Here is a 22167-nt window from a genome sequence, read left to right on the forward strand (position 1 = left end):
TGCTCAAGATCGGCGCGGCGGTGATCCGCAACACCCGGCGTATCCGGATCCTGTTTGCCAGCCATCACCCACTGCGTGAGGTGTATCGCCTCGCGGCAGAGGCACTGGCCAGCCCATAGTCAAAACGAGTGCGGCCCCGACACGTTGACGCTTCGGGGGTAGGGGAAGCTGCGCCCGCAATCTGGAAAGCAGGCCAGTGCCCGCGCTGCAGAGCGGCGATCTGCTATCCGGGAGGAGTTTCTGCTGCTTGAGCCCGCTCAGTGAGCAGGTGGTGAAAAATCCGGGCTAGCAGCGTAGCGGGCGGGATGTTGCGGTGCAATGTTGTGGTGTGTGCGAGGCACGCAAGCGGTGTGCTTGTTCGCAAACATGCCATCGATCCGGCTCTTCGCAGTTCGGTCATTAACGTGAGCGGGACTGCGCATGCCGCGTTGCTGCTGGCACGCAGGGCCGCTACCGATCTCGAAAGTGCCAAGAAATTTGTCTGGGTATTGGCATGTGGCCTTTTTCTATAAATGGCTACAGCCATACACCCTGCTTATAGTGCGCCGCTTTCCTTCAGCTTCAGATAGTTGTTGACCAGCGCCGTGGGCAGTTGCTGCGGGGTGACGTCGAGCAGGTCGCGCGTGCGCAGCGCCAGGCGGCCCATGGCCTCGCGGCGGGCGCGCAGGTAGTCGAGCGTGCCGGCGTGGCGCAGTGCGTCCTCGAAGCTGCCGACGGGCTGGGTGATGGCCTGGTCGAGTGCGGTTTCGCGCAGCGAGGCGCACAGCGTCAGGTGACGGCCGGACAGCAGCGTGAGGCTGGCGGCCAGCGTGTCCTCGTCCTCGTCGCGCAGATTGGTCAGCAGCACGACGAAGGAGCGCTTGCGCGCCTTTTCCAGCACCCGTTCGGCGGCGGCGAGGTAGTCGGGCGTCGCCAGTGTCGGCTGCAGGTCGTAGACGCCTTCCAGCAAGCGATCTATGCCGATGCGGCCCTTCTGTGGCGGGAGCCAGCGCTCGGTACCCCCAAAGGTATACACGCCGATGGCATCGCCCTGCTTTTGCGCCGTCCACGCCAGCAGGAGCATCGCGTCAAGGGCGTGGTCGAAGTGGCTGCGCTCGTCGTCCTGCGCCTGCATGCGCCGGCTGCAGTCGAGCAGGAAGATGATCTGCTGGTCGCGCTCTTCCTGGTATTCGCGGCTGATGGGCTTGTGAAAGCGCGAGGTGGCCTTCCAGTCGATCGCGCGCAGGCTGTCGCCCTGGCGGTATTCGCGCAGCTGGTGAAAATCGGTGCCCTCGCCGCGGCGACGACGGCGCAGCACGCCGCCCTGCGTGCGCGTGTCGGTGGCGTGGATGCTCTGGTGCAGGATGCGTGCGAAATCGGGAAAGACGCGCACGCTTTCCGGCTCGCCCAGCCATTGCCGGCGTTCCCACAAGCCCCAGGGGCTGGCAATGCGCGCTTCGAGGCGCTCAAAAAAGTGGTTGCCGCGCAGCAGCGGGCGCAAGCGATAGCTGAACTGGCTGGCGCTGCCCGCGAGCAGCTTGCTTTGCAGGCGGTAGGGCTGGCCCGTCATGTCCCAGCCCTGCGGGTAATGGTCGAAGATGCGCAGCTGCAATGGCCGGCCGGCCGGCATCGCCAGCGTCAGCTGCACCTCGCGCCAGCGTCCCTGCGACCAGACGCCGGGATGCTGGCGGCTGGCGCTGATCGGCGGCACGCGCCAGCCGCGCCAGGCATCCAGCAGCGCGAGCAGCAGCAGCGCGCCGGCCAGCAGCAGCCAGGGTAGCGCCAGCTGTGCGCGCAGCACCGGTGCGATGGCCAGCAGGGCCAGCAGCAGGATGAGCCCGAGCAGGCGCCGCGCCGGAATCATGCGCGCGGGGCCGGCAGTTGTTCCAGCAGGCCGCGCAGCAGGCGGTCGGCGTCCAGCCCTTCCAGCTCGGCCTCCGGCGTGATGGCGACGCGGTGGCGCAGCACCGGCAGCGCGCAGTGCTTGATGTCGTCCGGCGTGACGAAATCGCGGCCTTCGAGCAGCGCCCAGGCGCGCGCGAGGCGCACCAGCGCGATGCCGCCGCGCGGGCCGGCGCCGATGCCGATTCCCGGCCAGTCGCGGGTGGCGCGCACGATGCGCACGGTGTAATCGAGTACCTGCTCGTCAACGCGCACATGCGCGGCGACCTGCTGCAGCGTGACGACGGTTTCGGGCTTGATCACGGTATTGACCGCCGCGACATCGAGCCCGTCGCCGACGCGGTTCTGCGTGGTGAGGCGCGCCAGCGCCAGCTCTTCGTCCGCGCTCGGGTAATCCATCATTACCTTGACAAGGAAACGGTCGAGCTGCGCCTCGGGCAGCGGGTAGGTGCCCTCCTGCTCGATGGGGTTTTGCGTGGCAAGCACCATATAGGGGGCTTCCAGCGGGTGCGACTCACCCTCGATCGTCACCTGGCGTTCCTGCATGACTTCCAGCAGGGCGGATTGCGTCTTGGCCGGGGCGCGGTTGATTTCGTCAGCGAGCAGCAGATGGGTGAAGATCGGCCCCTTGCGCACCGCGAAGGTCTGGTTTTTCAGGTCGAAGACGGCGTGGCCGACGACGTCGGCCGGCATCAGGTCCGGGGTGAACTGGATGCGCGCAAACTGGCCGGCGAAGGTTTTGGCCAGCGCCTTGACCAGCAGCGTCTTGCCCAGGCCCGGCATGCCTTCGAGCAGCACGTGGCCGCCGGCAATCAGGCTGGCCAGCGTGGCGCGCACGGCATCGCTCTGGCCGACGACGGCGCGGCCGATTTCGGCCTGCAGGCGCTGGGCAATCTCGGTGGCCTGGGTGAAATGTTCCGGGCTGACGCTCATAAACGGTTCCTCAAGGTGTGCAACAGGGTGATGCGGCTGGTGAATTGCAGGGGATTGCGCGGGCAGGGCGCCTGCATGGCAGCCTGCAGCGCGGTGATGGAAATGTCGTAGCGTTGCGCCAGAATGCCCAGCAGCTCGGCGTCGGGCTTGCGCGCCAGCTCGGGCAGTCGCTGGGCAATGCGCAGCCGCAAGGCCTGACGCGCCGCGCCGAGCAGGTGCTCGCGCCCTTGGTCGCGTTGCCACAGCCAGCGCGCGCTGGCATCAATGTGTTCCAGAATGGCGCGGCGCGGCGCCGCGCTGGCTGGCAGCAGGGGGCCAAAGCGGCTGCCCGCGCGCCACAGGCCCAGGATCAGCAGGACAGCCAGCGTCAGCAGCAGCCAGTGGAAGTGCTGCCACAGCAAGGCATGCCAGGGCAGGATGCTTTGCGTGCGCACCAGCCAGACGCGCGGCTGCGGCGTGTTGAGGTGCGCCAGCTGCAGCAGCAGCTCGGCATGGTCGAGTTGCGGCAGATTGTCATTGGCAAACAGCAGTTCCGGCGAGCTGGCCACCACGATCCAGCCGTCGCCCTCCCGGAAACCGGCCAGATAGGGGCCGCGATCATCTTCCCAGTCTGGCTCGACCTCGCCGATGGCCAGCCGCCACTGGCCGCGATGGCGGAAGTGCAGCGGGTACTCGCTGTCGGGCAATTCGACGCTGGCGGCATTGGGCACCCGCAGCGGCTGACCTTCTTCGGCCTTGCCGGCGCTGTCGCCTGCGTCGCTTTTCTCGTCTTCCTCCTGGTCTTCGTCCTCGTCGTCGCTGCCGCTGTAGAGCTGCAGGTCGAGTTCGCGCAGCAGGGGGTCATGCGGGCGCGGGTCGACATAGTCGCCATCCTCGTATTCGGCCCGGCCGGTGGCGGTGATCAGCACGCCGCCCTGGCGCACCCAGGCCATCAGCCGTTCATGCTGTTCGCCGCTCTGGCCGCTGCTGCGCCAGGGCAGGATGATGACATCGGCATTCTTGAGCTGATCCAGGCGATTGGTCAGGTCCGGGATGGCGCTGACCGACCGGCCCTGGCTTTCCAGAAAGCGCCGGGCCAGCAGCAGCGGGTCGGCGCGTGTTTCGGCCGGTTGCGCCCGCCTTACCCATTCCGGGCGGCGTTCCATGGCGCTGAACCACCACAGGGCGATGCCGAGCAGCACGAGCAGGAACAGCGTGGGCCAGAGCAGGCTGCGCAGCTTCATCGTTCATCTCCGATGCTGGCGCGCCAGGAGCGGCACAGCGACGAGAAGCGCTCGTCGTCCAGCCAGCGGTCGGCATACGCCGCGGCCTGCCAGTGCCGGGTCAGCTCGGTGAAGAACTCCAGCGTGGCGGCGCGCAGCGTGCCGCGCTGCTGCGCCTGGCGAGCAACTGCCAGGCAGTCGCCCTCGGTAAAGCCGGCGGCCAGCTCCAGCTGCTGGGCATGCGCCAGACGCGACAGGCTGGCGCGGTAGAGCAGGGCCAGCGCGGCGCGGCGCTGGCCATCGCGCCACAGGCGCAGCACGCTGCTCGGCACATCGTCCGGCAGGCTTTCCGGGCGGATGTCCAGCCCGCAGATTTCGTGTGCCGGGGTCGGCTGCGGGTCTTTGTCGCGCGTTTCCAGCAGCCGGCCCAGCAGGGCGCGGTTGCGAAACAGCAGCCAGGCCACCAGCAGCACCAGCAGGGTGATGAAGGTCACCTTGAGTATTTCCGCCACCGGCAGGTTCGGGCCATCAAAATCGCCGAACAAATCCTGCAGCCATTTCGGTGGCGGATCTGCTTCGCGCTCCTTGTCCTCGACGGTTTTTTTGGCCTGCCAGGTTTCCCGGCATTCCCACACGCTGAATTCCGGGCCCGCGGCCAGCCGGTCGATGTCCGCGCGGATGGCCGTCTGCGCGCTGCCCTGGCTGGCCGGGCGCGACGCCGTGGCGCGCACGGGCATACCATATTTATTGGTTTTCGGCAGCTGGCTGCAGTCTGGCGCGGCTTGCGCTTCGGGCGCCGGCAGGGCCAGCCAGCACAGGCAGGCCAGCAGCAGGGTTGCGGCGGCCTTGCCGCTGGCCAGCAGCTGCGAGCTGCGGCGGTGCGCCAGCTTGCGCAGCGTGATTTCGATGTCCCAGCCTTCCAGCTCGGCGCGGCGATTCAGATAGAGCGTAAAACAGCCGGCGGTATAGATCGGCCCCATGATGCCGCCGCTGAGCAGATAGGTGAACAGCGGCAGATGGTTTTCCCAGCTGCCCGGCGCGAACTCGTCCTGCAGCAGCAGGAAGGGCGTGATGCTGTCCGGATCGGACAGGAAAATGCCCAGCAGGCTGATCAGCGCAAACTGCAGCACGAATTCGAAATGCGCACAGATCACGCCATACCATGCTGCCGAACCATAGGCGCCGCGCGCGCCCAGCACGCGCCGGCGCTGGCTGGCGAACTGGCCGCGCGCGCCTTCGAGCTGCCACACCGGCTGCCACAGGCCCCGACCGATCACGATGGGCCGCCACCAGGTCAGCGTGCGCAGCCAGCCCAGGCGCAGCTGCGCGGGCCAGGCGCGCAGCGTGTCGCGCACGCCGACTTCTTCATTGAAGACCGCGCGCGACAGGATGAAGATCGTGCTGCGTTCGATCAGCGGGCGCAGCCACCACAGCACCAGCCAGTTCCACATCAGCCAGTCCTGCGGCGTGAGCAGTGCCAGCAGCCCGGCCAGCGTCGCCCAGATCGCCCACCAGCTCAGGTAAACCGTGCGCGCGTGCCGGCGCAGCAGCGCCATGCCCAGATCGATGGCCTGCCAGTAGGGACGCGGGCGCGCGTCGATCTGCAATTGGTCGAGATTCATGCGCGCCCCCGCCCGGCAAGCAGGAAGTAATACAGCACAGCGCTCCACAGGAGGCCGCCGGCAATGTATTTCCCCAGCGGCGGCACATCGGCACGCGCCGACCAGAAGGCCTCGATGAAGGCCGCAAGAAAGGTCATGACGGCGGCACCGATCAGCATGGGCACGATATGGTCGGCGGCCTGGCGCAGGCTGGCGCGCCGCGTGAGACGCCCCGGGCGCAGCAGCGCCGCACCCAGCTTGAGCCCGGCGGCGGCGGCCAGGATCAGCCCGGTCAGCTCCAGCGCGGCGTGGCCGATGACGAAGGACCAGAAATTCTCGCGCGTGGCCGGATTCAGCGTCAGCCAGGTGGCGATCAGACCGAAATGCACGCCATTGAAGGCCAGGAAAAACAGCGAGCCGATGCCGAACAGCACGCCGCCGGCAAACACCCGGAAGCAGATCGACACATTGTTCCAGATGTAAAAGCCGAACATCATGATGTCGCTATCGGCCGTGCGCTGGCCAAAGCGCTCCTGGCCATCGGTGTACATGGTCTCGTAGCCAGCCAGCTCATAGGGATTGGCGAAGCTGTAGGCATAATCGCGCTGCAGCCAGACGGCCAGCGCCACCAGCCCGGCCGTCAGCAGGAAGAGGCCCAGCGACAGCAGCACCAGACGCCACTCGGCGCGCACCAGGCGCGGGAAATCGCGGCGCAGCCAGCGGGTGAGCACCAGCTCGCGCTGGCCGGGCGCGCCATAAAGCAGCCGGTGCGCGGCGAGCGCCAGCTGGTTCAGACGCTCGATCAGCGAAGGGGAATAGCCGCGCTGGCGCGCCAGCGCCAGCGTGTGGCACAGCGTGCGGTAGCGCTCGGGAAAATCGCTGGCCGGTGACTTGGCGGCAAGGCTTTGCTCGATGCTGGCCCACAGCGCGCGGTGACGCGCTTCGAATAGTTTCTGTTTCATCGCGCGGTATCGGAAATCGTGCCGGTAGAAGGGGGGGGCGCGGCCGCTTGCTGGCCCGCCAGTCCGGCGGCGTAATCACGCAGGCGTTCCAGCGAAGCGTTGCCCGCGCGGCCGGTCAGCGGCTGGGCCAGATTGGCCAGCTCCAGGAGGCGCGCCGGCGGCAGGCGCGGCGCGCGCTCCACCAGATCGAGAATGGCATGCTGCTCTTCCGGCTTTAGCGGAAAGGGCAAGTCACGGGGGGTACCTTCCGGCAGCCTTCGCTCCTTGAGCTTTTGCGGTCGATACACCACCAGGGTACCTGCCAGCAGATCGCCCAGCCGGCGAAACTGCGGATCGGCCAGCATCGTCAGCAGACCCAGCCCGTACCACATCGGCAGGAAATCGGCCGCGCGCAGCAGATTGCGCAGCAGGCCCTCGCGCCAGCCGATCGGCAGGCCGTTGTCACGTACCACCTGCACCCCGACCAGGCGCTTGCCCGGCGTCATGCCCGCGCCATACACCTCGAACAGCACCGGGTAGGCCCACAGCAGCAGGAACAGCAGCAAGAGCCACAGGCCGGTTCTCACTTCGCCGGAAAAGCCGACCAGGCTGATCAGCAGCAGCAGGATGCCGCCCGCCATCAGGCGCAGCAGGAAATCCACCAGCCAGGCCAGCGCCCGCTTTGGCGGCCCGGCGGGCGTCAGCGGCAGCGTGATGCCTTCCGGCGTTTGCAGATGCAGGCGACCGTCAAGCATGTTGCGGCTCGCGGATGACGATGGTGTCGGCCAGGTCGTCGTGCAGGCAGCGTAGCGAGCCGCGGAAAATGGCCAGAATGTCAGCCAGTGAAATCAGGTTGCCCAGTATCGGGATGGCTTTCAGAAGAATCATCAGGATTTCGCGCAGCAAGATGTAGCGCAGCAGGCCGCACGGCGAATAATCGCTGCGCACAACGCGAATGCCCAGCCAGTATTTGCCCAGTGTCTGGCCGTGTCGCACGATCCACACCACTTGCAGCAACAGGCCGGCACAGATGGCCCAGACGGGCATGAGAATGGCCACAAGGCTGCTGTCAAACGCGCGGTATGGCACGAATTGGCTGTAGAGCACCTCGACCAGAGTTGACAGGACAAGACAGACAATCAGGACCGCGACATTGAGCAGTACTGCGCTCAGGCGGCGCCAGCGGCTGGCCAGTTCCGGCCGTGGCTTTGGAGAGAGCGTGTCGGGAATGCTCAGATCCGCCTCGGGCGGCTGGTAAGGATTGGTACTCATCGCGAAAGGCTTGGCGGGTGGACGGCCATTGTAGCCAGTTTTGCAAAAGGCAACACCCCGCTTTCGATTTTTGTCAGAGCTGTATGGCGAAAGCGCCACGCTGCAGCACCTTCCCACCGCGTCCGACAGGGCAAGATCGGCCGCGCCTGCCCTTGGCGGATGTGGGCAGGAAGGCTTCATAAACCCAATCTGAATGCCGCACTATTGATCCGGCCTGTAGAAGTTTGAATTTTCGCAGGAACCAGCATGCTCGCGCAGCATTGCTGCTCGCGAGCATGCTGGCCCCTGCGACTGAAAACTAGCGGTCAGCATGCGCTTGCGTTTCCGCCGCCTCTTCCGCTGTTTCAATCGTGAACTGCAGTGGCGGCGCTGTCCGCCACGCTGAAGCTTACCTCCTGCTCCGTCGTGCGCAGCGGCGGCGTGTACTCGGGGAGTTTGCTGCTGATTTGCATGGCGCGCGCCTTTAGGCTGTCGTGTCGATGTGCGGTTGGAGTTGCTTGACGGCTAAAGCCAATGATTCTGAAAATCCATCGATCTTGATGATGATGGGTTTCCCTTTTACATATGGCTGCTCCATCATTGCTTCACCGTACTTGCTGTAGGCTTTAATGTCATTCAGTAGGGCGCGAAACTTGATGGCGCCGCTATCCAATTGTTTGGCGACATCCTTGTAGATGTTTTCGGATGATGCAAATCGATTGTTGAGCCGTCCACCCATATGGCCGCCGTACTTGTGATCATAGCCATCGATGATAGCCAGGCTGTATTGTGTAACCGCGTGGCGTAATATGTCATTATCGTTTAGCTGCTGCTCCAGCCATGCTTTGTCATCTTTGCTTAGCTTGTCAGATACTACGGTCAACTTCCCCTTCGGTGAAATGGAAGCATAGTCTTCATCTTTGTTCAGCGACTCTGATAGCGCACCAAGCTGCCCATTGGTCATGGTGAAATCAAAATCATGCCGAAGAATATGCGGGCGCTCCCTGTTGATTTTTTCGACAAGCTTGTCCCATTCCTGGCCAATGGTCCTGCTTGGTTCTATCGCTTTGGTCCTCGACCAAAAGCTGCGTGAAGAATCGAATTGGCGCTTTGAAAATTCCTCCGGTGTTTCAATATGGCCTGTAGGCACCTCCCCGGTTGCGCGGGGAGTGCGGCTGCTGTCCGCCACGGTGAAGGCGATTTCCTGCTCCGTCTTGCGCAGCGGCGGCGTGTAGTCGGGGAGTTTGTTGCTGATCTGCATGGCTGGCTGCCTTCAGACTTTTGTATCGATATGAGGCTGGAGTTGCCGCATGGCCAAATCTATGGCTGCAGTAAAGGGGTCCCTTATTAATACCTTGTCTGGCCCTTTTGCATAGCCAGCACTATATGTGGGCTCCATCCAATTTCCGTATTTTCTGAAGGTTGCAATGTCATCAAGAAATGCCCGGTATTTGAACCCGCCGTTGCCGAGCTGTTTGTCCACATCTTTGTAGATGAGGCTGTCGCCTACACCTGTTAAATGCTTGGCAAAAGAAGATGTGCTTCGATCAAATCCTCCGGCTAGATCCTTGTTGCTGTCATAGTACATGGCAACACTTTCATTATAAATTTCGATGGGTTCTTTAAGTTGCGTGTTGCTGTTGATTTTTTCTTCTAGCCATGACTTGTCTTTCTCGTTCAGCTCATCGGATATCACAGTCAGTCTGCCATTTATCATTGTGAAGTCAAAGTCTTCTCGCAGAATATTGGGGCGCTGCTTGTTGATATCGGCAACGATGTCATTCCAGGTGGATGCCATGTTTCGGGCGGCTTGTGGTCCGTACTCGTCATGTATTTTATACCAAAGGCTTCGTCGCTCCTCATGTTGTTGGCGAATGGCATTGTTGTCTTCAATTGTGAATTGCAATGTCTGCGAATTGTTTGTGTAAGAGCTGGCGGAGCTATCCTTTACGTCAAAAGAAATTTCCTGTTCGGTTGTGCGTGGTGGTGGAACATATGCGGGGATTTTGTTGTTGATATGCATTTTCTATCCTAGAGTGTGGCATGGCTAGCATATTGATAGCCATGCTTGCTGGAATAAATTTTTTGTAAATTACAGGCCTATGATCCGTTCTTCGCAAATGTGGATAAAGGACGGTCTTTTGTTGCGATCATCAAGTGCGGCAGATGAGTTGGGGAGGTTTATTTCGTATTTTTGGATTTTGTAGCGAATGCGCCATCGTGTTCCGCTATCGTCGGTGCGAATTGCTTCGCTAGCAGTTGAAACATCACAAATAGGGAGGGTCAAGTTAGCTGCAACCTGGCCCAGGCTGTCGGTCTAGCGGATGACCTTGGTCGTGCCGGGGACGTCCGTGTAAATTTCCACTTCCTCACCCGGCGCCACGACTTGCCCGCTGGCGTTCCTGATCGTGGCGCCAATCAGCAGCTGGCTGTGCGCTTCAACCTTTCCGCCATCCCTGACCAGGCGGGTGAGCGCTTCGGTATTCGAGGCATCTGGCGTTGACCACGAACTGGTAACAGTTCAGGTAGCCGGCTGCCGGTGTGGTGTGCTGGTAGGCCGTGTTCGGATTGATCGCGAGGCAACCCGGAACCGGGTTGGCGGCTGCGAGGGGGGCTGCCGCAGCGCTGCGCACGCTGCCTTTGCGCGCGGTTGAGGCCTAGGGGCTGCTTAGCCAGTGAAAGCCGCCAAGTTGCGCCAGCGCCGGAGCATCAAGCTGCTGCGCCTCGCCGGCCTGGCGGATAAGGACAGCGAAACCGGGGTCATCGCTGCCTGATGCCGGCGTCGCGAGCCCCAAGCCGGATTCGGCCTGCAGATGGCCATCCAGTGTGAAGGGCTGCGCGGCGGCGAGGCCGCTGCCAAGGGTGGCGCAAAGCATGAGCGCGCAGAGCGTGCGAATTTTCCTTTGCATTTTCCAATCGATTTCTTTCGGCTGAAGACAGCAATAACTCTATCAATTGCTTTCTTTTTTAGAAAGTGAAAAATATTAATGGTTTTCCTTTTGCTTTCGTGATGACGAGGAGTCGGCATGGGCCAACCAGCCTTGCCCCAGGCCATGCCGGGTGAGGTCGCGCAGCGGCGCTGCTGGCGGGCAGGGCGTGCTTCTCTGTGGTAATTCCTTGGGTATTGATCTGCAGCCCTTTCTTATAAAAGGGTGTAGATCAATACCCTCTGTTTTTTATCGGGAAGGATCTGCTTCGCGCGCCAGAGCGGCAGCAGCCGCACCGGTTTGGGCCGGTCAGTGCGCATGCGCAGGGGCAAGCTGTCTGGCGGTTTTTTCTGGCCGGCTTGCAATTCCCGCAGATGTGAACGGCTTGGCCCGCCCGCTGTCTGCTGCAAGGCGTGCCGCATGCGCCTGCACTTGCCAGTCGCGGCCGGGATGACGGTTTTCGCTGCACTTTGCGGCAGAAGCGGCAGGCCAGCGTTCTGGCCAGGTTTGCTTGCACAAGAGCGGGGAGGATTCCCGGTCTTGCCTGTAAGCAAAATGCACAATACGTTTAATATCCCGTCGATATAATTACCGATTTGCTACAAACCCTGCGGCCTTGCGGCTGCGGGTCTTCGGGCGCCAAATTCCATGAAATTCCGACACCTCCTGCTCAGTCTTGGTTTGTGTTCCGCGCTGGCGCAGGCCGCCGGCGACGGCATGATGCTCAACTTCGTCAATCTGGAGCTGGAGCAGGCTGCCAAGGTGCTGGCCGAGCTGACGCGCCGCAATGTGGTGATCGATCCGCGCGCCAAGGGCACGCTGAACGTGATTTCCTCGCGTCCGCTCGATCCGGCCGAGTCGTACCAGCTGTTTTTGTCGGCGCTGCGCAGCCAGGGGCTGGCGGCGCTCGATGATGGCGTGGTGCTGCGCATCGTGCCCGATACCGAGGCGCGCCAGCAGGCCGGCCCGGTGCTGCGCGATGGCAAGCTGCCCAGGGGCAGCCGCGTGGTCACGCAGCTGGTGCGCATCAGCAACAATTCGGCGCCCCGGCTGGTCGAGGCGCTGCGGCCCTTTGTCAGCCCCACCGGCACGATCTCGGCCTCGCCCGGCGACAATTCGCTGATCATCACCGACTATGCCGACAATGTCGCGCGCCTGTCGAAAATGGTGGACGGGCTGGAGGCGCCGGAAAGCAATGAAATCTTCATGCTCAAGGCCCGGCATGCTTCGGCGGTGACGCTGGCCGGGCTGATCGCGCGCGTGATGCCGGAAGTGGCCGTGCAGGGCACCAGCAGTACGCTGCCACCCAATGATGGCGCGCGGCGCTCGGTGATCGTTCCCGATGCGGCGAGCAACACGCTGGTGGTGCGGGTGATTTCGCTGGCGCATGGCAAGGAAATCCGCCGGCTGGTCGAGGCGCTGGATCAGCCCGAGTCCGGCAACAATTTCCGCGTGGTCTATCTGAAGAATGCCGACGCCTCGCGGCTGGTGGAAACGCTGCGCGGCGTGATCGGCGCGCGCGCCACCAATCTGAGCAGCAGCGGCGCCACGCCCGGCAAGGAGGGCGCGCCCAATGCCGCCGGCATGGCGATTTCCGGGCAGCTCGACGGCCTGCCGGTGTCGATCCAGGCCGATACCAGCAACAATGCCTTGCTGATCTCCGCGCCAGAGGCCGTCTACCAGTCGCTGAAGACGGCCATCGAGGCGCTGGACGTGCGCCGGGCGCAGGTTTTTGTCGAGGCCATGATCGCCGAAATCAATACCGACCGCGCCGGCGAGCTGGGCTTCCAGTGGCTGTTCGGCGGGCTGGGCGATGTCTCGACGCTGGGGGCGGTGGCGCTGGGCACGGGCAAGAGCAATCTGGGCAATCTGCTGAGCGCGGCCGCCAACAAGGATCCGGCCGGCATTCCCAATGGCATGACGCTGGGCCTTTTCAATGGCGACCCGAACAACAAGAACAATCTGCCCTCGATCGGCCTGATCGCCAGTGCGCTGGAGCAAGACGGCCTGGGCAATGTGCTGTCCGCGCCGACGCTGATGATGCTGGACAATGAAGAAGCCAAGATCCAGGTGGGCCAGAACATCCCCATCATTACCGGCTCGCAGCCTTCGACCGGCTCGAATCCCAATCCCTTCATCACCGTCGAGCGCAAGGATGTCGGCGTGATGCTCAAGGTGCGCCCGCAGGTGTCCGAAGGCGGCACGATCACGCTGAACATCGAGCAGGAAGTCTCGGCCATCGATCCGACCGTGCAGACCGGCAATGCCGGCATCGCCACGCGCAAGCGCGAGGTGAAGACCCGCGTGCTGGTACAGGATGGGCAGATGGTGACGCTGGGTGGCCTGCTGGAAGAAAAGATCGTCAATACCCAATCCAAGGTGCCCTTCCTCGGAGACATTCCCGGTGGCGGTTTTCTGTTCCGCAACGAGCAGCGCGGCTACAGCCGCACCAATCTGGTGGTGTTCCTGCGGCCCATGGTGGTGCGCGACAGCCTGACGGCCACCACCATCACCAATCAGCGCTACCAGCAGCTGCGCACGCAGCAGGGCGAATATTCCGACAAGATGCGGGGCCGCTCGGCCTTGCCGGATGTGCCGGCCGTGCAGCTGCCCGCCGTGCCGGGCGTACCGCAATGAAGTGGCTGAACGCGGCCAGCCCGCGTTTGCTGATCCTGCTGCTGCTGGCCGCGCTCATGCTGGTGCTGGCGCTGCGCGAGCAGCGCGCCGCCGCCGAAAGCGCTGCCCGGCTGGCCGCCGACGAGCTGGCCGAGGTGCGCATGTGGCTGGCCGCCCCGCCTGCGCCGCCCCGCCTGCCGGCGCGCGAGCTGGCCGGCAATCTGCCCGGCGCAACGCTGACGGAAGCCAATGGCCGCTGGCGCGTGCAGGCTTCGGCTGTCGCCGCCAGCACGGTCAGTGCCGTGCTGGCCCAGACGCGCCCGGCGCGCGTGACACTGACGCGCAGCGGGCCGGGGCTGGTCGATGTGGACATGGAGCTGCTGCGATGAGTGTGGTCCTGGATGGGGTGCAGCTGCGCTGGCAGCTGGCCGGCGATTGCCTGCTGGTCACGGCCTGCGAGGGGTTTGATCCGCGCGAACTCGATGTGCTGGCGGCGCGCCACGGTTTGCCGGTGCGGCTGCAGGCCGTGCTGCCGGCCGCCGAGTTTGCCGCGCTGGCGCAAAGCCCGGACGCGACGCTGCCCGAACTCAGCGGCCTGCCCGACAGCCCGGACGAGGAAGGCCAGGCGGCGCTGGACGACAATTCGCCGATGGCGCGCTATGTGGCCGACCTGCTGGCGCGCGCCAGCGCCGAGCGCGCCTCGGACGTGCACATCGAGCCCTATGAAAGCGGCACCGTCATCCGCCTGCGCGTGGACGGCCAGCTGCGCGAGCTGGCCACCTTGCGCCGCAGTGCGCATGCGGGCCTGCTCTCCAGGCTGAAGATCATGGCCGAGCTCGACATCGCCGAACGCCGCCTGCCGCAGGATGGCCGCATCCTGCTGCGCGAAAACCGCCTGAATCTGGATATCCGCCTTTCCACGCTGCCGACGGCGCATGGCGAGCGCGCGGTGATGCGCCTGCTTGACCCGGCGCAGGAGCGGCGCGGGTTGGATAGCGTCGGCATGCCCGCCGACATACTGGCGGCGCTCGACCAGGCGCTGGGTCGCCCGCATGGCCTCCTGCTGGTCACCGGCCCCACCGGCTCGGGCAAGACGACGACCCTGTATGCCGCGCTGGCCGGGCTGGACGTGGGCGCGCGCAACATCATGACCGTCGAGGATCCGGTCGAATATGACCTGCCCGGCGTGGCGCAGACCGCCGTCATGCCGCGCATCGACATGAGCTTTGCCCGTGCCCTGCGCGCCATCCTGCGCCAGGATCCGGACGTGGTGATGATCGGCGAAATCCGCGACCGCGAAACGGCGCAGATCGCCGTACAGGCCTCGCTGACCGGCCATCTGGTGCTGGCCACGCTGCACACCAATACCGCCGTGGGCGCGATTTCGCGCCTGCTCGACATGGGCGTCGAGCCCTTTTTGCTGGCTTCCTCGCTGACCGGCGTGCTGGCGCAGCGCCTGGTGCGCCGCAACTGTCCGGCCTGCGCCGCGCCCGATCCGCTGTTTGCCGGCGGCCAGCGCGGGCGTGGTTGCCCGGAATGCCGCCAGACCGGTTATCGCGGCCGCGTTGGCGTGTATGAATGGCTGGGGCTGGATGCGGGTCTGCGTCGCATGATCCATGACGGCCGCAGCGACGACGACATGCTGGCCCATGCCCGCCAGCAGCTGCAGATGCGCACGCTGGCCGAGCACGCGGCCGTACTGGTCGCTCAGGGCGTGACCGCGCGCGAGGAAGTGCTGCGCGTGACCGGCATGCAGGAGGACTGATGCTGCACATCCTTGCCCATGATGGCGCCTGGCGCTGGGCGCGCCTGCAGGCCGACCGCGTGGTCGCCGACGGTGTCGCCGCCGACTGGGCCGCGCTGCCGCCCGACAGCGAGCGCGTGCTGCACCAGCCCATGCTGGTGCTGCCGCTGGCGCTGCCGCCGCACAAGCCGGCCCAGCGCGCGGCGCTGCTGGACAACGCCCTGCTGGCGCAGGGCATCACGGCTGCGCCGCTGGGCGTGGTGGCAGCGGCTGGCCGCCAGTGTGTCTGCCTGCCGGTGCCCGGCGCCATGACGGATGCACCGGCAGACGTGCCACGCCTGCCGCTGGGCGCCACCCTGCTGGCCGGCGAGGCCTGCCGCATCGGCGCACAGCTCGTCCTGTGCCGCGCGCCGGGCGAGTGGGGCCTGCTGCAGGCGACCGACGAGTTGCCGCTGCCCTCCGGTTATCAGCCGCAGGACTGGGCCGCCACGCTGGGCCGTCCGCACTGGCGCGACTGGCTGCTGCCCGCCAGTGCGCCGGCCGCGCGCCGCAGTCAGCGCCAGCCCTTCCCCTGGCGCCGGCTGGCCTTGTGGGGTCTGCTGCTGTGCGGTGCGTTCGCCGCGCTGGAAGGCAGTGCCTGGCTGCGCGCCAGCCTCGCCGCCCGCGAGGCGCGCGCAACGGCGCTGGCGCTGGTGCAGGCGCGCCAGCCGGGCGTGACGATCAGCGACCCGGTATTGCAACTGCGTGCCGCCCAGGGCTGGTTGCCAGGGGGTATGGTATTGCTGGCCAAGCTGAATCAAGGGCTGCCGGCCAATACCCAGGTGGAAAAGCTGGAGGCCGGCAGTGACAGGCTGATTCTGCAACTCGCCGCGCCGCTGGCGCCGGCCGATGAACTGACGCTGCGCCAAACGCTGGGTGAGCCTTACCAGTCCAGCCCCTTGCGCTGGGAATGGCGGGTTGCCCCATGAAACGCCTGCTGCTCTGGAGCGTGGCGGGTGCGGCAGGCCTCTTGTTGCTGATGCCGCCGCTGTGGCTGCACGCGCTGCCGAATGTGCAGCTCGATGGCCTGAACGGTACGCACTGGCAGGGGCGCGCCAGCGCGCTGGGGGTGGGCGGCGTGCGCCTGCTGCGCGATGTGCAATGGCGCTGGGAGGCCGCCGGCCTGCTGCAGGGTGAACTGCGCTGGCAGCTGGACGCGGCGGGCGGCAATCGCGCCCTGCTGGTGCTGGATCGCGACGGCGTGGCGCTGCGTGCTGCCCGCCTGCAGCTGCCGCTGGCGCCGCTGGCCAGCCAGCAGCCATTGCTGAACGACCTGCGCCTTGACGGCGAGCTGCTGGCAGCGGTCGACGACTGGCGGCCCGGCCAGCCGCTGGGCCTGCGTTTGCAGGGGCTGCAGATCGTGCGCAATGGCGCGCCGCTGCCGCTGGGCGCCTGCATGGTGCAATTGCAGGGCGAGCGCTGGACGGTCAGCGCCGTATCCGGCTCGCCGCTGGCGCTGAGTGGCACGGGGCAGGGCCGCAAGGGGAATCTCAGCCTGCAGGCCGCATCGCCGGCCGGCACGGCCCTCCTGCAGGGTATGGGCTACGCCTCGGGGGTAATGACTTGGAGCCTATGAAGAAACTGGGTTCGCTGCTGGATGGGTTAAAGGGTATGTTGCCGGCCGCGCGCAGCAGCGGCTGGTGGCGCGTGGACGGGCTGGATGCGCAGGGGCAGGAAGTCCGGCTCAAGCTGGCTGCCAGCGATGCCGAGCAGGCCCGCGCCGCCGCCGTGCGCCAGGGCCTGTGGGTGACGCGGCTGACGCCCGCGCACGGCGAGGGCGCGCTGCTTGCCCGCCGGCCGGCGCGACTGGGGCAGCGGCAGGTGACGCGCTATGTGCGCCAGCTGGCCTCGCTGCTGCAATCGGGCCTCACCGTCGAGCAGGCGCTGGTGGTGCTGGCCGATGACGACGAGGATGCACAGACCCGCCAGCAGGCTGCCGCGATGCGCGAGGCCATTCGCGGCGGCGCCACGCTGGCGCAGGCCTTTGCGGGACATTCCCATGGCCAGCCCGGCGGGGCGCGCTTTCCCGCGCTGTGCCGCGCGGTGATCCACGCCGGCGAGCTGTCCGGCCGGCTGCCGCAGGTGATGGACAAGCTTGCCGAGCATTTCGAGGCGCGCGGCGCAACAGAGAGCAAGGTGCTGGCTGCGCTGGTCTACCCGGCCGTCGTGGCTGTCGTGTCGCTGCTGATCGTTTCCGGCCTCATGCTCTGGGTGGTGCCGCAGATGGTGGGCGTGTTTGCCCAGCGCGGCGTGTTGCCGCTGCCGACGCGCATCCTCATGGCGGTCAGCGGCGGCCTGCGTGACTGGGGCGTGCCGCTGCTGGCGGGCAGCCTGCTGGCCGGCGTGCTGGCTGCCGCCAGCGTGCGCCGCTCGCGCGAGCTGGCGCTGCGCTGGTCGGCCGCGCTGTTGCGCCTGCCGCTGTTCGGCCGCCTGCTGCGGCTATCGGATACCGCGCGCTTCGCCAGCACGCTGGCCATTCTCACGCGCAGCGGCGTGGGCATACTTACCGCGCTGGAGGCTGCAGGCGACGTGATCGCCAACCGCTATCTGCAGGCCGGCATCCGCAAGGTGACGCAGGACGTGCAGGGCGGCGTGTTGCTGTCGCGCGCGCTGGCCGCCAGCCGCCTGTTTCCGGCGGTGCTGATCCACATGGTGCGCAGCGGCGAGGCCACCGGCGAGCTGCCGGCGATGCTGGAGCGTTCCAGCCAGCAGATGAACCGCGAGCTGGAAGAGCGCGTGAACGTGCTCACCAGTCTCCTGGGGCCGGCGCTGGTGCTGGTGATGGGGCTCCTGGTGCTGTTTATCGTGCTGGCCATCCTGATGCCGGTGTTCGAGATCAACGAGATGGTGCGCTGATGCGAAATCGCGGATTTACCCTGCTGGAATTGCTGGTGGTGCTGCTGATCCTTGCGCTGCTGGTGTCGATTGTCGCGCCGCGCCTGATCGACAAGCCCGACCAGGCGCGCGTGCAGGCCGCGCGTGCCGACATGCAGACCATCGTGCAGGCCTTGCGGCTCTACAAGCTCGACAACGGCGCTTACCCGAGTGCCGCCCAGGGGCTGGAAGCGCTGGTGAAAAAGCCGGAAGCCGCCCCGCAGCCACCCAACTGGAAGCCCGGCGGCTATCTGGAACGCATGCCGCGCGACCCCTGGGGCCAGCCCTATGTCTATCTGAACCCCGGCCTCATGGGCGAAATCGACCTCTTGAGCCTGGGCAGTGACGGCCGGCGCGGCGGCGAGGGGCATGCGGCTGACCTGGGCAGCTGGGAGGAGTGAGCGTGCGCATGCGGCGGGATGGCATTCCCGGGCTCGCGTCCGGCATGACATTGCTGGAAATCCTGGTGGTGATGGCCATTATCGCCATTCTGGGCAGCCTGCTGGCGCCGCGCCTGCTGCCTTCGCCCGCGCAGCAGCTGGCTGAGGAAAGCCGGCGGCTGGAACTGCTGCTGAGGCAGGCGCGCAGCGAATCGATCCAGAGTGCGCAGGTGATTGCCGTCAGCTTTGCGGACGGGCAATACCGCTTCTGGCGCTGGCAGGGCCGTGACTGGGCGCTGATCGAAAGTGCAACACTGCGCCCGCGGCGCTTGCCCGAGGGCCTGCGCCTGGACGAGCTGCAGCTGGAAGGCCGCGCCGGGCTGGCGGGCGAGAAAATCATTTACCGCCCGCAGGGCATTGCGCCGCGCTTTTGCATCAGCCTGCGGCATGAGGCAGGCAGCCGGCGCCAGCTCTGTGGCACACGCCTGGGAGGCGTCGATGTGCGCGAGGGCTGAACGCGGCTTTACCCTGCTGGAAGTGCTGGTGGCGCTGGCCATCGTCGCGATTGCCTTTGCGGCCGGCAGCAAGGCGGTGCTGGCCGGCATCGACGGGGCGGCCGCCTTGCGCAGCCGCACCGTTGCGCTGTGGGTGGCGGAAAACCGCCTGGCCGAGCTGACCGTCGCTGCCGCCTTGCCGCCGGTGGGCAGCAGTAGCGGCACGGTGCGTCAGGGCGACAGCGAGTTTGTCTGGGAGCAGGAGGTCAGCGCCACGCCCAATTACAGTTTCCGCCGCGTTGATCTGCGCGTCTTCACCCCGGGCAGCCGTCACGCGCTGGCCCGGCTGACCGGGTATGTGTCCAATGTGCCGCGCTGACTGGCGTCCTGCGCCCTGGCGTGCCGCCGGCTTCACGCTGCTGGAGCTGCTGGTGGCGCTGGCCGTCATGGCCGTGCTCGCCACGCTGGCCTTCAGCGGGCTGGGGCGCATCCAGAGCCATCTGCTTGCTACCGAGGCCGAGGTTGATCACTGGCAGCACCTCAATGCCGCGATGGAGCTGCTGGCCGATGGCCTGCGCCATGCCGACCGCGTGACGGGCGAGGCCAGCCAGGTCGCCGTCGAGCGCGGCCCCGAGCGGCTGACGCACGCGGTGGCGGATGGCCACTGGCAGGTCGGCGATGCCAGTGGGGTGGAAAAACTTGTACCGGCGCGCGACTGGCAGCTTGCCTATCTGGACGCCGGCCAGCAGTGGCGCAGTGACTGGCGCGAGGCCTCGGTCCCGGTGGCGGTGCGCTACCGGCTCAGCGTGCCCGGCCCCTATCCCGACAGCCCGCCGCGCCGCTTCGAGCGCTGGGTGGTGCTGCGATGAGGCGGCAGCGCGGGCTGGCCATCGTGGTCGCCATGGTGATTGCCGCGCTGATTGCCACCGGCGTGTCCTGGCTGGTCTGGCGGCAGTCGCTGTGGCTGCGGCAGATCGGCAATCAGCAGGATCTGGCGATGGCGCGCAGCATTGCCCGCTCGGCGCTCGATCTGGCGCGCCTTACCCTGCGCGACGACGCGGCCCGCGGGCAGAGCGATGATCGCAGCGAGGTCTGGACCTTGCCTTCACCAGCGATCAATGTCGACAGCGCGCGCGCGCGCGGTCAGATCAGCGACGAGCAGGGACGGCTGAATCTGGCCATGCTGCTGGATCAGAATGGGGGTATACGGCCAGAGCGCAAAGAGCTGTTGGGTGAGCTGTGTACACGCATTGGGGTATCGTGTCCGCTGGACAGGCTGCTGGCCCTGCTGCCCGGCCGCCGCCCTTCGCCTCTGCGCCTGCCGGGCCTCTTGGCCGAGGCGGGCTTCAGCCCTGCCGACATCGAGCGCCTGCGCCCGCTGCTGACCTGGTTGCCCGCAGACAGCCCGCTGAATGTGAACTTTGCCCGTCCCGAACTGCTGGCGCTGGTGCAGCCGGGCCTGTCCGCCGGCACCGCGCAGGGCTGGCTGGCCAGCCTGCGCCGCTTTGCCTCGCTGGCCGATTTTCAGGAGGCCTGCGGCTGCGCCAGCCCCGCACGCTGGCCGCTGGGTGTGGGGTCGCGCTACGTGGTGGCGCGCATCGAGGTCGAGCTCGGCCAGATCCGCCTCAGCGAGAATTATCTGCTGGACCGCACGCGCGCCGTGCCGGCCATCCTTGACCAATATCCGTCCGAGAGCAGCCTGCCATGACGATCTTCAAGCGCATCGCCTTTCCCGACACCCTTTCCGGGGCCCTGCCCGCCATCGACTGGTCGCGCGCCATCGCGCTCGTCGGAGGCCTGCTGCTGGTGCTGCTGCTGGCGCGCCTCGTCTGGCTCTGGGCCTTGCCGCAGCCAGCCGGCACGCTGCGCGCTCCGCTGCCGCCACGGACCATCGAGCTGCGTAGCGACTGGTTTGGCGGCGCGGCAGCAATGGTGAGTGCCGCCCAGGCTGCGCCTGCCACGACGAGCGCCACGGCCGCGCTGGAGTTGCGCGCCATCGTTTCCGGGCCCGGCGCGTTTGCGCTGGCGCTGCGCGATGGCCGCGCCGTCGTGCTGCGCGTGGGCGACAACGACGGTGTGCAGGTCAGCGCCATTGACCGCGACACCGTGACGCTGGCCTCGGGCGCAACGCTGCGCCTGCGCACCGCTGCCGATGCCAGCGCCGCACCGCTGCCCGAGAGCGCCGCACCAGCGGCCAGCGCCACCGGCAGCGCGCCGCAGCTGGCGCCGCGCACCATTGCCCGCGCCGAACTGCTGGCCACCCTGGGTGACATCAATATCAGCGACTGGAACTCCTGGCTTGGCGTCGCCAGTCCCGGCCTGCGCCTGCAAAAGCCCAACCGCCTGCTGGCCAGCCTGGGCCTGCAGCAGGGCGACATCCTCGACAGCGTCAATGATCGCCCGCTCACCGTGCCTGCCGACATTTCCCTGCTGATCCAGTCGGTGACCAACTCCCCGCAAACCCGCCTGCAACTGCGCCGCGACGGGCAGGCCTATGGCTTGCTGATCCAGAGCAACTGAGGTGCAGGCTGCGGGAAAGTCCGGTAGGCAATGCTTCCGGCAGCCCGGCTCGCGGCTTGAATGGCCGCCGGATTGATCGTCACGGCAGCTTGTCCGGTGTAATGGGTAGGGCTAGAATGTGTATTGAACTTAACGGGGGTACACATCATGCGCACGAACATCGAAATCGATGACAAGTTGATGAGCGACGCACTGCGCTTGACCGGTGCTAAAACCAAGCGGGAAGCCGTTGAGATGGGGTTGCGGACACTTTTGCGATTAAGCCAGCAGCAAGAGCTTCGGCGTTTCAAGGGCAAGCTGCTCTGGGAGGGCGACCTGGATGCCATGAGGACCGACAAGTGATTCTGGTCGACTCCAGTGTCTGGATTGATTTCTTCAGGGGAGCTGCAACCGAACAGGTTGAGCGCCTTGACCAACTGCTGGGCGATGAGCTCATTATGGTCGGGGATTTGATCCTGGCTGAGGTGCTGCAGGGTTTTGCGAACGAGCGGGACTTTAATCAAGCCAAAAAACTGCTGCTGGCATTGGATGTCATTGAAATTGGCGGTACGCAGATCGGGATTGAGGCCGCCCGGAATTTCAGGCTGCTCAGGTCGCGCGGCATAACCGTGCGAAAGACCATCGACACGCTGATTGCCACCCGTTGCATTGAGTCGGATATTGCGCTGCTGTACAGCGACCGGGACTTTGACCCGTTTGTCGAATATCTTGGCTTGCGTTCAGCCATGGCGGGTTGTTGAAAATTCGGTATTCGCATCAGGAGC

The 22167-nt window shown here is 65.8% G+C and carries 25 protein-coding genes; 14 read left to right on the forward strand and 11 right to left on the reverse strand.

What is annotated here, in order from left to right; translation table 11 throughout:
- Window positions 1-535: 535 nt before the first annotated feature.
- From C515_RS0108585 to C515_RS23520, 11 genes are all read right to left on the reverse strand, one after another.
- Entirely contained in the window at window positions 536-1843 is a 1308-nt protein-coding gene (locus C515_RS0108585) for a DUF58 domain-containing protein (protein ID WP_028455186.1), read from the reverse strand.
- A complete protein-coding gene (locus C515_RS0108590; protein ID WP_028455187.1) occupies window positions 1840-2814 on the reverse strand; it encodes an AAA family ATPase in 975 nt (324 codons plus the stop codon). The genes C515_RS0108585 and C515_RS0108590 overlap by 4 nt, the downstream gene beginning before the upstream one ends.
- Complete coding sequence (locus C515_RS0108595; protein WP_028455188.1) at window positions 2811-4037, reverse strand: DUF4350 domain-containing protein; 1227 nt, start codon at window positions 4035-4037, stop codon at window positions 2811-2813. The genes C515_RS0108590 and C515_RS0108595 overlap by 4 nt, the downstream gene beginning before the upstream one ends.
- Complete coding sequence (locus C515_RS0108600) at window positions 4034-5638, reverse strand: DUF4129 domain-containing protein (RefSeq protein WP_028455189.1); 1605 nt, start codon at window positions 5636-5638, stop codon at window positions 4034-4036. The genes C515_RS0108595 and C515_RS0108600 overlap by 4 nt, the downstream gene beginning before the upstream one ends.
- Window positions 5635-6579: a stage II sporulation protein M gene (locus C515_RS0108605; RefSeq protein WP_028455190.1), complete on the reverse strand. Its 945-nt coding sequence runs from the start codon at window positions 6577-6579 to the stop codon at window positions 5635-5637. The genes C515_RS0108600 and C515_RS0108605 overlap by 4 nt, the downstream gene beginning before the upstream one ends.
- Complete coding sequence (locus C515_RS20310) at window positions 6576-7313, reverse strand: RDD family protein (protein ID WP_051304788.1); 738 nt, start codon at window positions 7311-7313, stop codon at window positions 6576-6578. Before C515_RS20310 ends, C515_RS0108605 begins: the two co-directional genes overlap by 4 nt.
- On the reverse strand, window positions 7306-7830 hold the full coding sequence (locus C515_RS0108615) for an RDD family protein (RefSeq protein ID WP_028455191.1): 525 nt from the start codon (window positions 7828-7830) through the stop codon (window positions 7306-7308). Before C515_RS0108615 ends, C515_RS20310 begins: the two co-directional genes overlap by 8 nt.
- Window positions 7831-8293: 463 nt before the next feature.
- On the reverse strand, window positions 8294-9070 hold the full coding sequence (locus C515_RS0108625; protein WP_028455192.1) for a hypothetical protein: 777 nt from the start codon (window positions 9068-9070) through the stop codon (window positions 8294-8296).
- Between the two features lie 12 nt (window positions 9071-9082).
- Complete coding sequence (locus C515_RS0108630) at window positions 9083-9832, reverse strand: hypothetical protein (RefSeq protein WP_158380799.1); 750 nt, start codon at window positions 9830-9832, stop codon at window positions 9083-9085.
- A 634-nt stretch (window positions 9833-10466) separates the two neighbouring features.
- Complete coding sequence (locus C515_RS0108635; RefSeq protein WP_144290406.1) at window positions 10467-10718, reverse strand: hypothetical protein; 252 nt, start codon at window positions 10716-10718, stop codon at window positions 10467-10469.
- 233 nt (window positions 10719-10951) lie between these two features.
- On the reverse strand, window positions 10952-11158 hold the full coding sequence (locus C515_RS23520; protein ID WP_028455195.1) for a hypothetical protein: 207 nt from the start codon (window positions 11156-11158) through the stop codon (window positions 10952-10954).
- Window positions 11159-11384: 226 nt separating this feature from the next.
- Between C515_RS23520 and gspD the strand changes: the two genes are divergently transcribed.
- The 14 genes from gspD to vapC all read left to right on the forward strand — a co-directional run bounded on the left by gspD (window position 11385) and on the right by vapC (window position 22143).
- On the forward strand, window positions 11385-13373 hold the full coding sequence (gene gspD / locus C515_RS20315) for a type II secretion system secretin GspD (protein ID WP_081686839.1): 1989 nt from the start codon (window positions 11385-11387) through the stop codon (window positions 13371-13373).
- Window positions 13370-13741 (forward strand): hypothetical protein, encoded by a 372-nt coding sequence (locus C515_RS24360; RefSeq protein WP_028455196.1) that lies wholly within the window; start codon window positions 13370-13372, stop codon window positions 13739-13741. The genes gspD and C515_RS24360 overlap by 4 nt, the downstream gene beginning before the upstream one ends.
- Entirely contained in the window at window positions 13738-15117 is a 1380-nt protein-coding gene (locus C515_RS0108655; RefSeq protein ID WP_211234018.1) for a GspE/PulE family protein, read from the forward strand. Before C515_RS24360 ends, C515_RS0108655 begins: the two co-directional genes overlap by 4 nt.
- Window positions 15117-16064 carry a hypothetical protein gene (locus C515_RS0108660; RefSeq protein WP_028455198.1) on the forward strand — a complete coding sequence of 316 codons (948 nt, stop codon included), beginning with the start codon at window positions 15117-15119 and terminating at the stop codon, window positions 16062-16064. Before C515_RS0108655 ends, C515_RS0108660 begins: the two co-directional genes overlap by 1 nt.
- Window positions 16061-16711 (forward strand): type II secretion system protein N, encoded by a 651-nt coding sequence (gene gspN / locus C515_RS0108665; protein WP_028455199.1) that lies wholly within the window; start codon window positions 16061-16063, stop codon window positions 16709-16711. Before C515_RS0108660 ends, gspN begins: the two co-directional genes overlap by 4 nt.
- Entirely contained in the window at window positions 16708-17991 is a 1284-nt protein-coding gene (locus C515_RS0108670) for a type II secretion system F family protein (RefSeq protein WP_081686842.1), read from the forward strand. Before gspN ends, C515_RS0108670 begins: the two co-directional genes overlap by 4 nt.
- A complete protein-coding gene (gene gspG, locus C515_RS0108675; RefSeq protein WP_043648804.1) occupies window positions 17991-18410 on the forward strand; it encodes a type II secretion system major pseudopilin GspG in 420 nt (139 codons plus the stop codon). The genes C515_RS0108670 and gspG overlap by 1 nt, the downstream gene beginning before the upstream one ends.
- The gene (locus tag C515_RS0108680; RefSeq protein ID WP_211234019.1) at window positions 18407-18904 is read left to right on the forward strand and encodes a GspH/FimT family pseudopilin; all 498 of its coding nucleotides are present in this window, start codon (window positions 18407-18409) and stop codon (window positions 18902-18904) included. Before gspG ends, C515_RS0108680 begins: the two co-directional genes overlap by 4 nt.
- Window positions 18888-19262, forward strand: a complete 375-nt coding sequence (gene gspI, locus C515_RS0108685) for a type II secretion system minor pseudopilin GspI (protein WP_028455203.1) — start codon at window positions 18888-18890, stop codon at window positions 19260-19262. The genes C515_RS0108680 and gspI overlap by 17 nt, the downstream gene beginning before the upstream one ends.
- The gene (locus C515_RS0108690) at window positions 19249-19752 is read left to right on the forward strand and encodes a prepilin-type N-terminal cleavage/methylation domain-containing protein (protein WP_028455204.1); all 504 of its coding nucleotides are present in this window, start codon (window positions 19249-19251) and stop codon (window positions 19750-19752) included. The genes gspI and C515_RS0108690 overlap by 14 nt, the downstream gene beginning before the upstream one ends.
- On the forward strand, window positions 19749-20591 hold the full coding sequence (locus C515_RS0108695; protein WP_028455205.1) for a type II secretion system minor pseudopilin: 843 nt from the start codon (window positions 19749-19751) through the stop codon (window positions 20589-20591). Before C515_RS0108690 ends, C515_RS0108695 begins: the two co-directional genes overlap by 4 nt.
- Window positions 20588-21403, forward strand: a complete 816-nt coding sequence (locus C515_RS0108700) for a hypothetical protein (RefSeq protein ID WP_028455206.1) — start codon at window positions 20588-20590, stop codon at window positions 21401-21403. The genes C515_RS0108695 and C515_RS0108700 overlap by 4 nt, the downstream gene beginning before the upstream one ends.
- Before the next feature lie 147 nt (window positions 21404-21550).
- Complete coding sequence (locus tag C515_RS0108705) at window positions 21551-21745, forward strand: type II toxin-antitoxin system VapB family antitoxin (protein ID WP_028455207.1); 195 nt, start codon at window positions 21551-21553, stop codon at window positions 21743-21745.
- Entirely contained in the window at window positions 21742-22143 is a 402-nt protein-coding gene (vapC, locus tag C515_RS0108710; RefSeq protein WP_028455208.1) for a type II toxin-antitoxin system VapC family toxin, read from the forward strand. The genes C515_RS0108705 and vapC overlap by 4 nt, the downstream gene beginning before the upstream one ends.
- The last annotated feature ends 24 nt before the right edge of the window (window positions 22144-22167 follow it).

It is taken from the genome of Chitinilyticum litopenaei DSM 21440, assembly GCF_000428145.1.
GTDB classification, from domain to species: Bacteria; Pseudomonadota; Gammaproteobacteria; order Burkholderiales; family Chitinibacteraceae; genus Chitinilyticum; species Chitinilyticum litopenaei.

Bases quoted from the DNA above. Each gene is read 5' to 3' on its own strand.
- gspI (WP_028455203.1), top strand. From the start codon at position 18,888: ATGTGCGCGAGGGCTGAACGCGGCTTTACCCTGCTGGAAGTGCTGGTG.
- C515_RS0108690 (WP_028455204.1), top strand. From the start codon at position 19,249: ATGTGCCGCGCTGACTGGCGTCCTGCGCCCTGGCGTGCCGCCGGCTTC.
- C515_RS0108605 (WP_028455190.1), bottom strand. From the start codon at position 6,579: ATGAAACAGAAACTATTCGAAGCGCGTCACCGCGCGCTGTGGGCCAGC.
- C515_RS0108585 (WP_028455186.1), bottom strand. From the start codon at position 1,843: ATGATTCCGGCGCGGCGCCTGCTCGGGCTCATCCTGCTGCTGGCCCTG.
- C515_RS0108705 (WP_028455207.1), top strand. From the start codon at position 21,551: ATGCGCACGAACATCGAAATCGATGACAAGTTGATGAGCGACGCACTG.
- C515_RS0108655 (WP_211234018.1), top strand. From the start codon at position 13,738: ATGAGTGTGGTCCTGGATGGGGTGCAGCTGCGCTGGCAGCTGGCCGGC.
- C515_RS0108660 (WP_028455198.1), top strand. From the start codon at position 15,117: ATGCTGCACATCCTTGCCCATGATGGCGCCTGGCGCTGGGCGCGCCTG.
- gspN (WP_028455199.1), top strand. From the start codon at position 16,061: ATGAAACGCCTGCTGCTCTGGAGCGTGGCGGGTGCGGCAGGCCTCTTG.
- C515_RS0108590 (WP_028455187.1), bottom strand. From the start codon at position 2,814: ATGAGCGTCAGCCCGGAACATTTCACCCAGGCCACCGAGATTGCCCAG.
- C515_RS24360 (WP_028455196.1), top strand. From the start codon at position 13,370: ATGAAGTGGCTGAACGCGGCCAGCCCGCGTTTGCTGATCCTGCTGCTG.
- gspG (WP_043648804.1), top strand. From the start codon at position 17,991: ATGCGAAATCGCGGATTTACCCTGCTGGAATTGCTGGTGGTGCTGCTG.
- C515_RS0108630 (WP_158380799.1), bottom strand. From the start codon at position 9,832: ATGCATATCAACAACAAAATCCCCGCATATGTTCCACCACCACGCACA.
- C515_RS20310 (WP_051304788.1), bottom strand. From the start codon at position 7,313: ATGCTTGACGGTCGCCTGCATCTGCAAACGCCGGAAGGCATCACGCTG.
- C515_RS23520 (WP_028455195.1), bottom strand. From the start codon at position 11,158: ATGCGGCACGCCTTGCAGCAGACAGCGGGCGGGCCAAGCCGTTCACAT.
- C515_RS0108695 (WP_028455205.1), top strand. From the start codon at position 19,749: ATGAGGCGGCAGCGCGGGCTGGCCATCGTGGTCGCCATGGTGATTGCC.
- C515_RS0108615 (WP_028455191.1), bottom strand. From the start codon at position 7,830: ATGAGTACCAATCCTTACCAGCCGCCCGAGGCGGATCTGAGCATTCCC.
- gspD (WP_081686839.1), top strand. From the start codon at position 11,385: ATGAAATTCCGACACCTCCTGCTCAGTCTTGGTTTGTGTTCCGCGCTG.
- C515_RS0108635 (WP_144290406.1), bottom strand. From the start codon at position 10,718: ATGCAAAGGAAAATTCGCACGCTCTGCGCGCTCATGCTTTGCGCCACC.
- C515_RS0108670 (WP_081686842.1), top strand. From the start codon at position 16,708: ATGAAGAAACTGGGTTCGCTGCTGGATGGGTTAAAGGGTATGTTGCCG.
- C515_RS0108600 (WP_028455189.1), bottom strand. From the start codon at position 5,638: ATGAATCTCGACCAATTGCAGATCGACGCGCGCCCGCGTCCCTACTGG.
- C515_RS0108700 (WP_028455206.1), top strand. From the start codon at position 20,588: ATGACGATCTTCAAGCGCATCGCCTTTCCCGACACCCTTTCCGGGGCC.
- C515_RS0108625 (WP_028455192.1), bottom strand. From the start codon at position 9,070: ATGCAGATCAGCAACAAACTCCCCGACTACACGCCGCCGCTGCGCAAG.
- C515_RS0108595 (WP_028455188.1), bottom strand. From the start codon at position 4,037: ATGAAGCTGCGCAGCCTGCTCTGGCCCACGCTGTTCCTGCTCGTGCTG.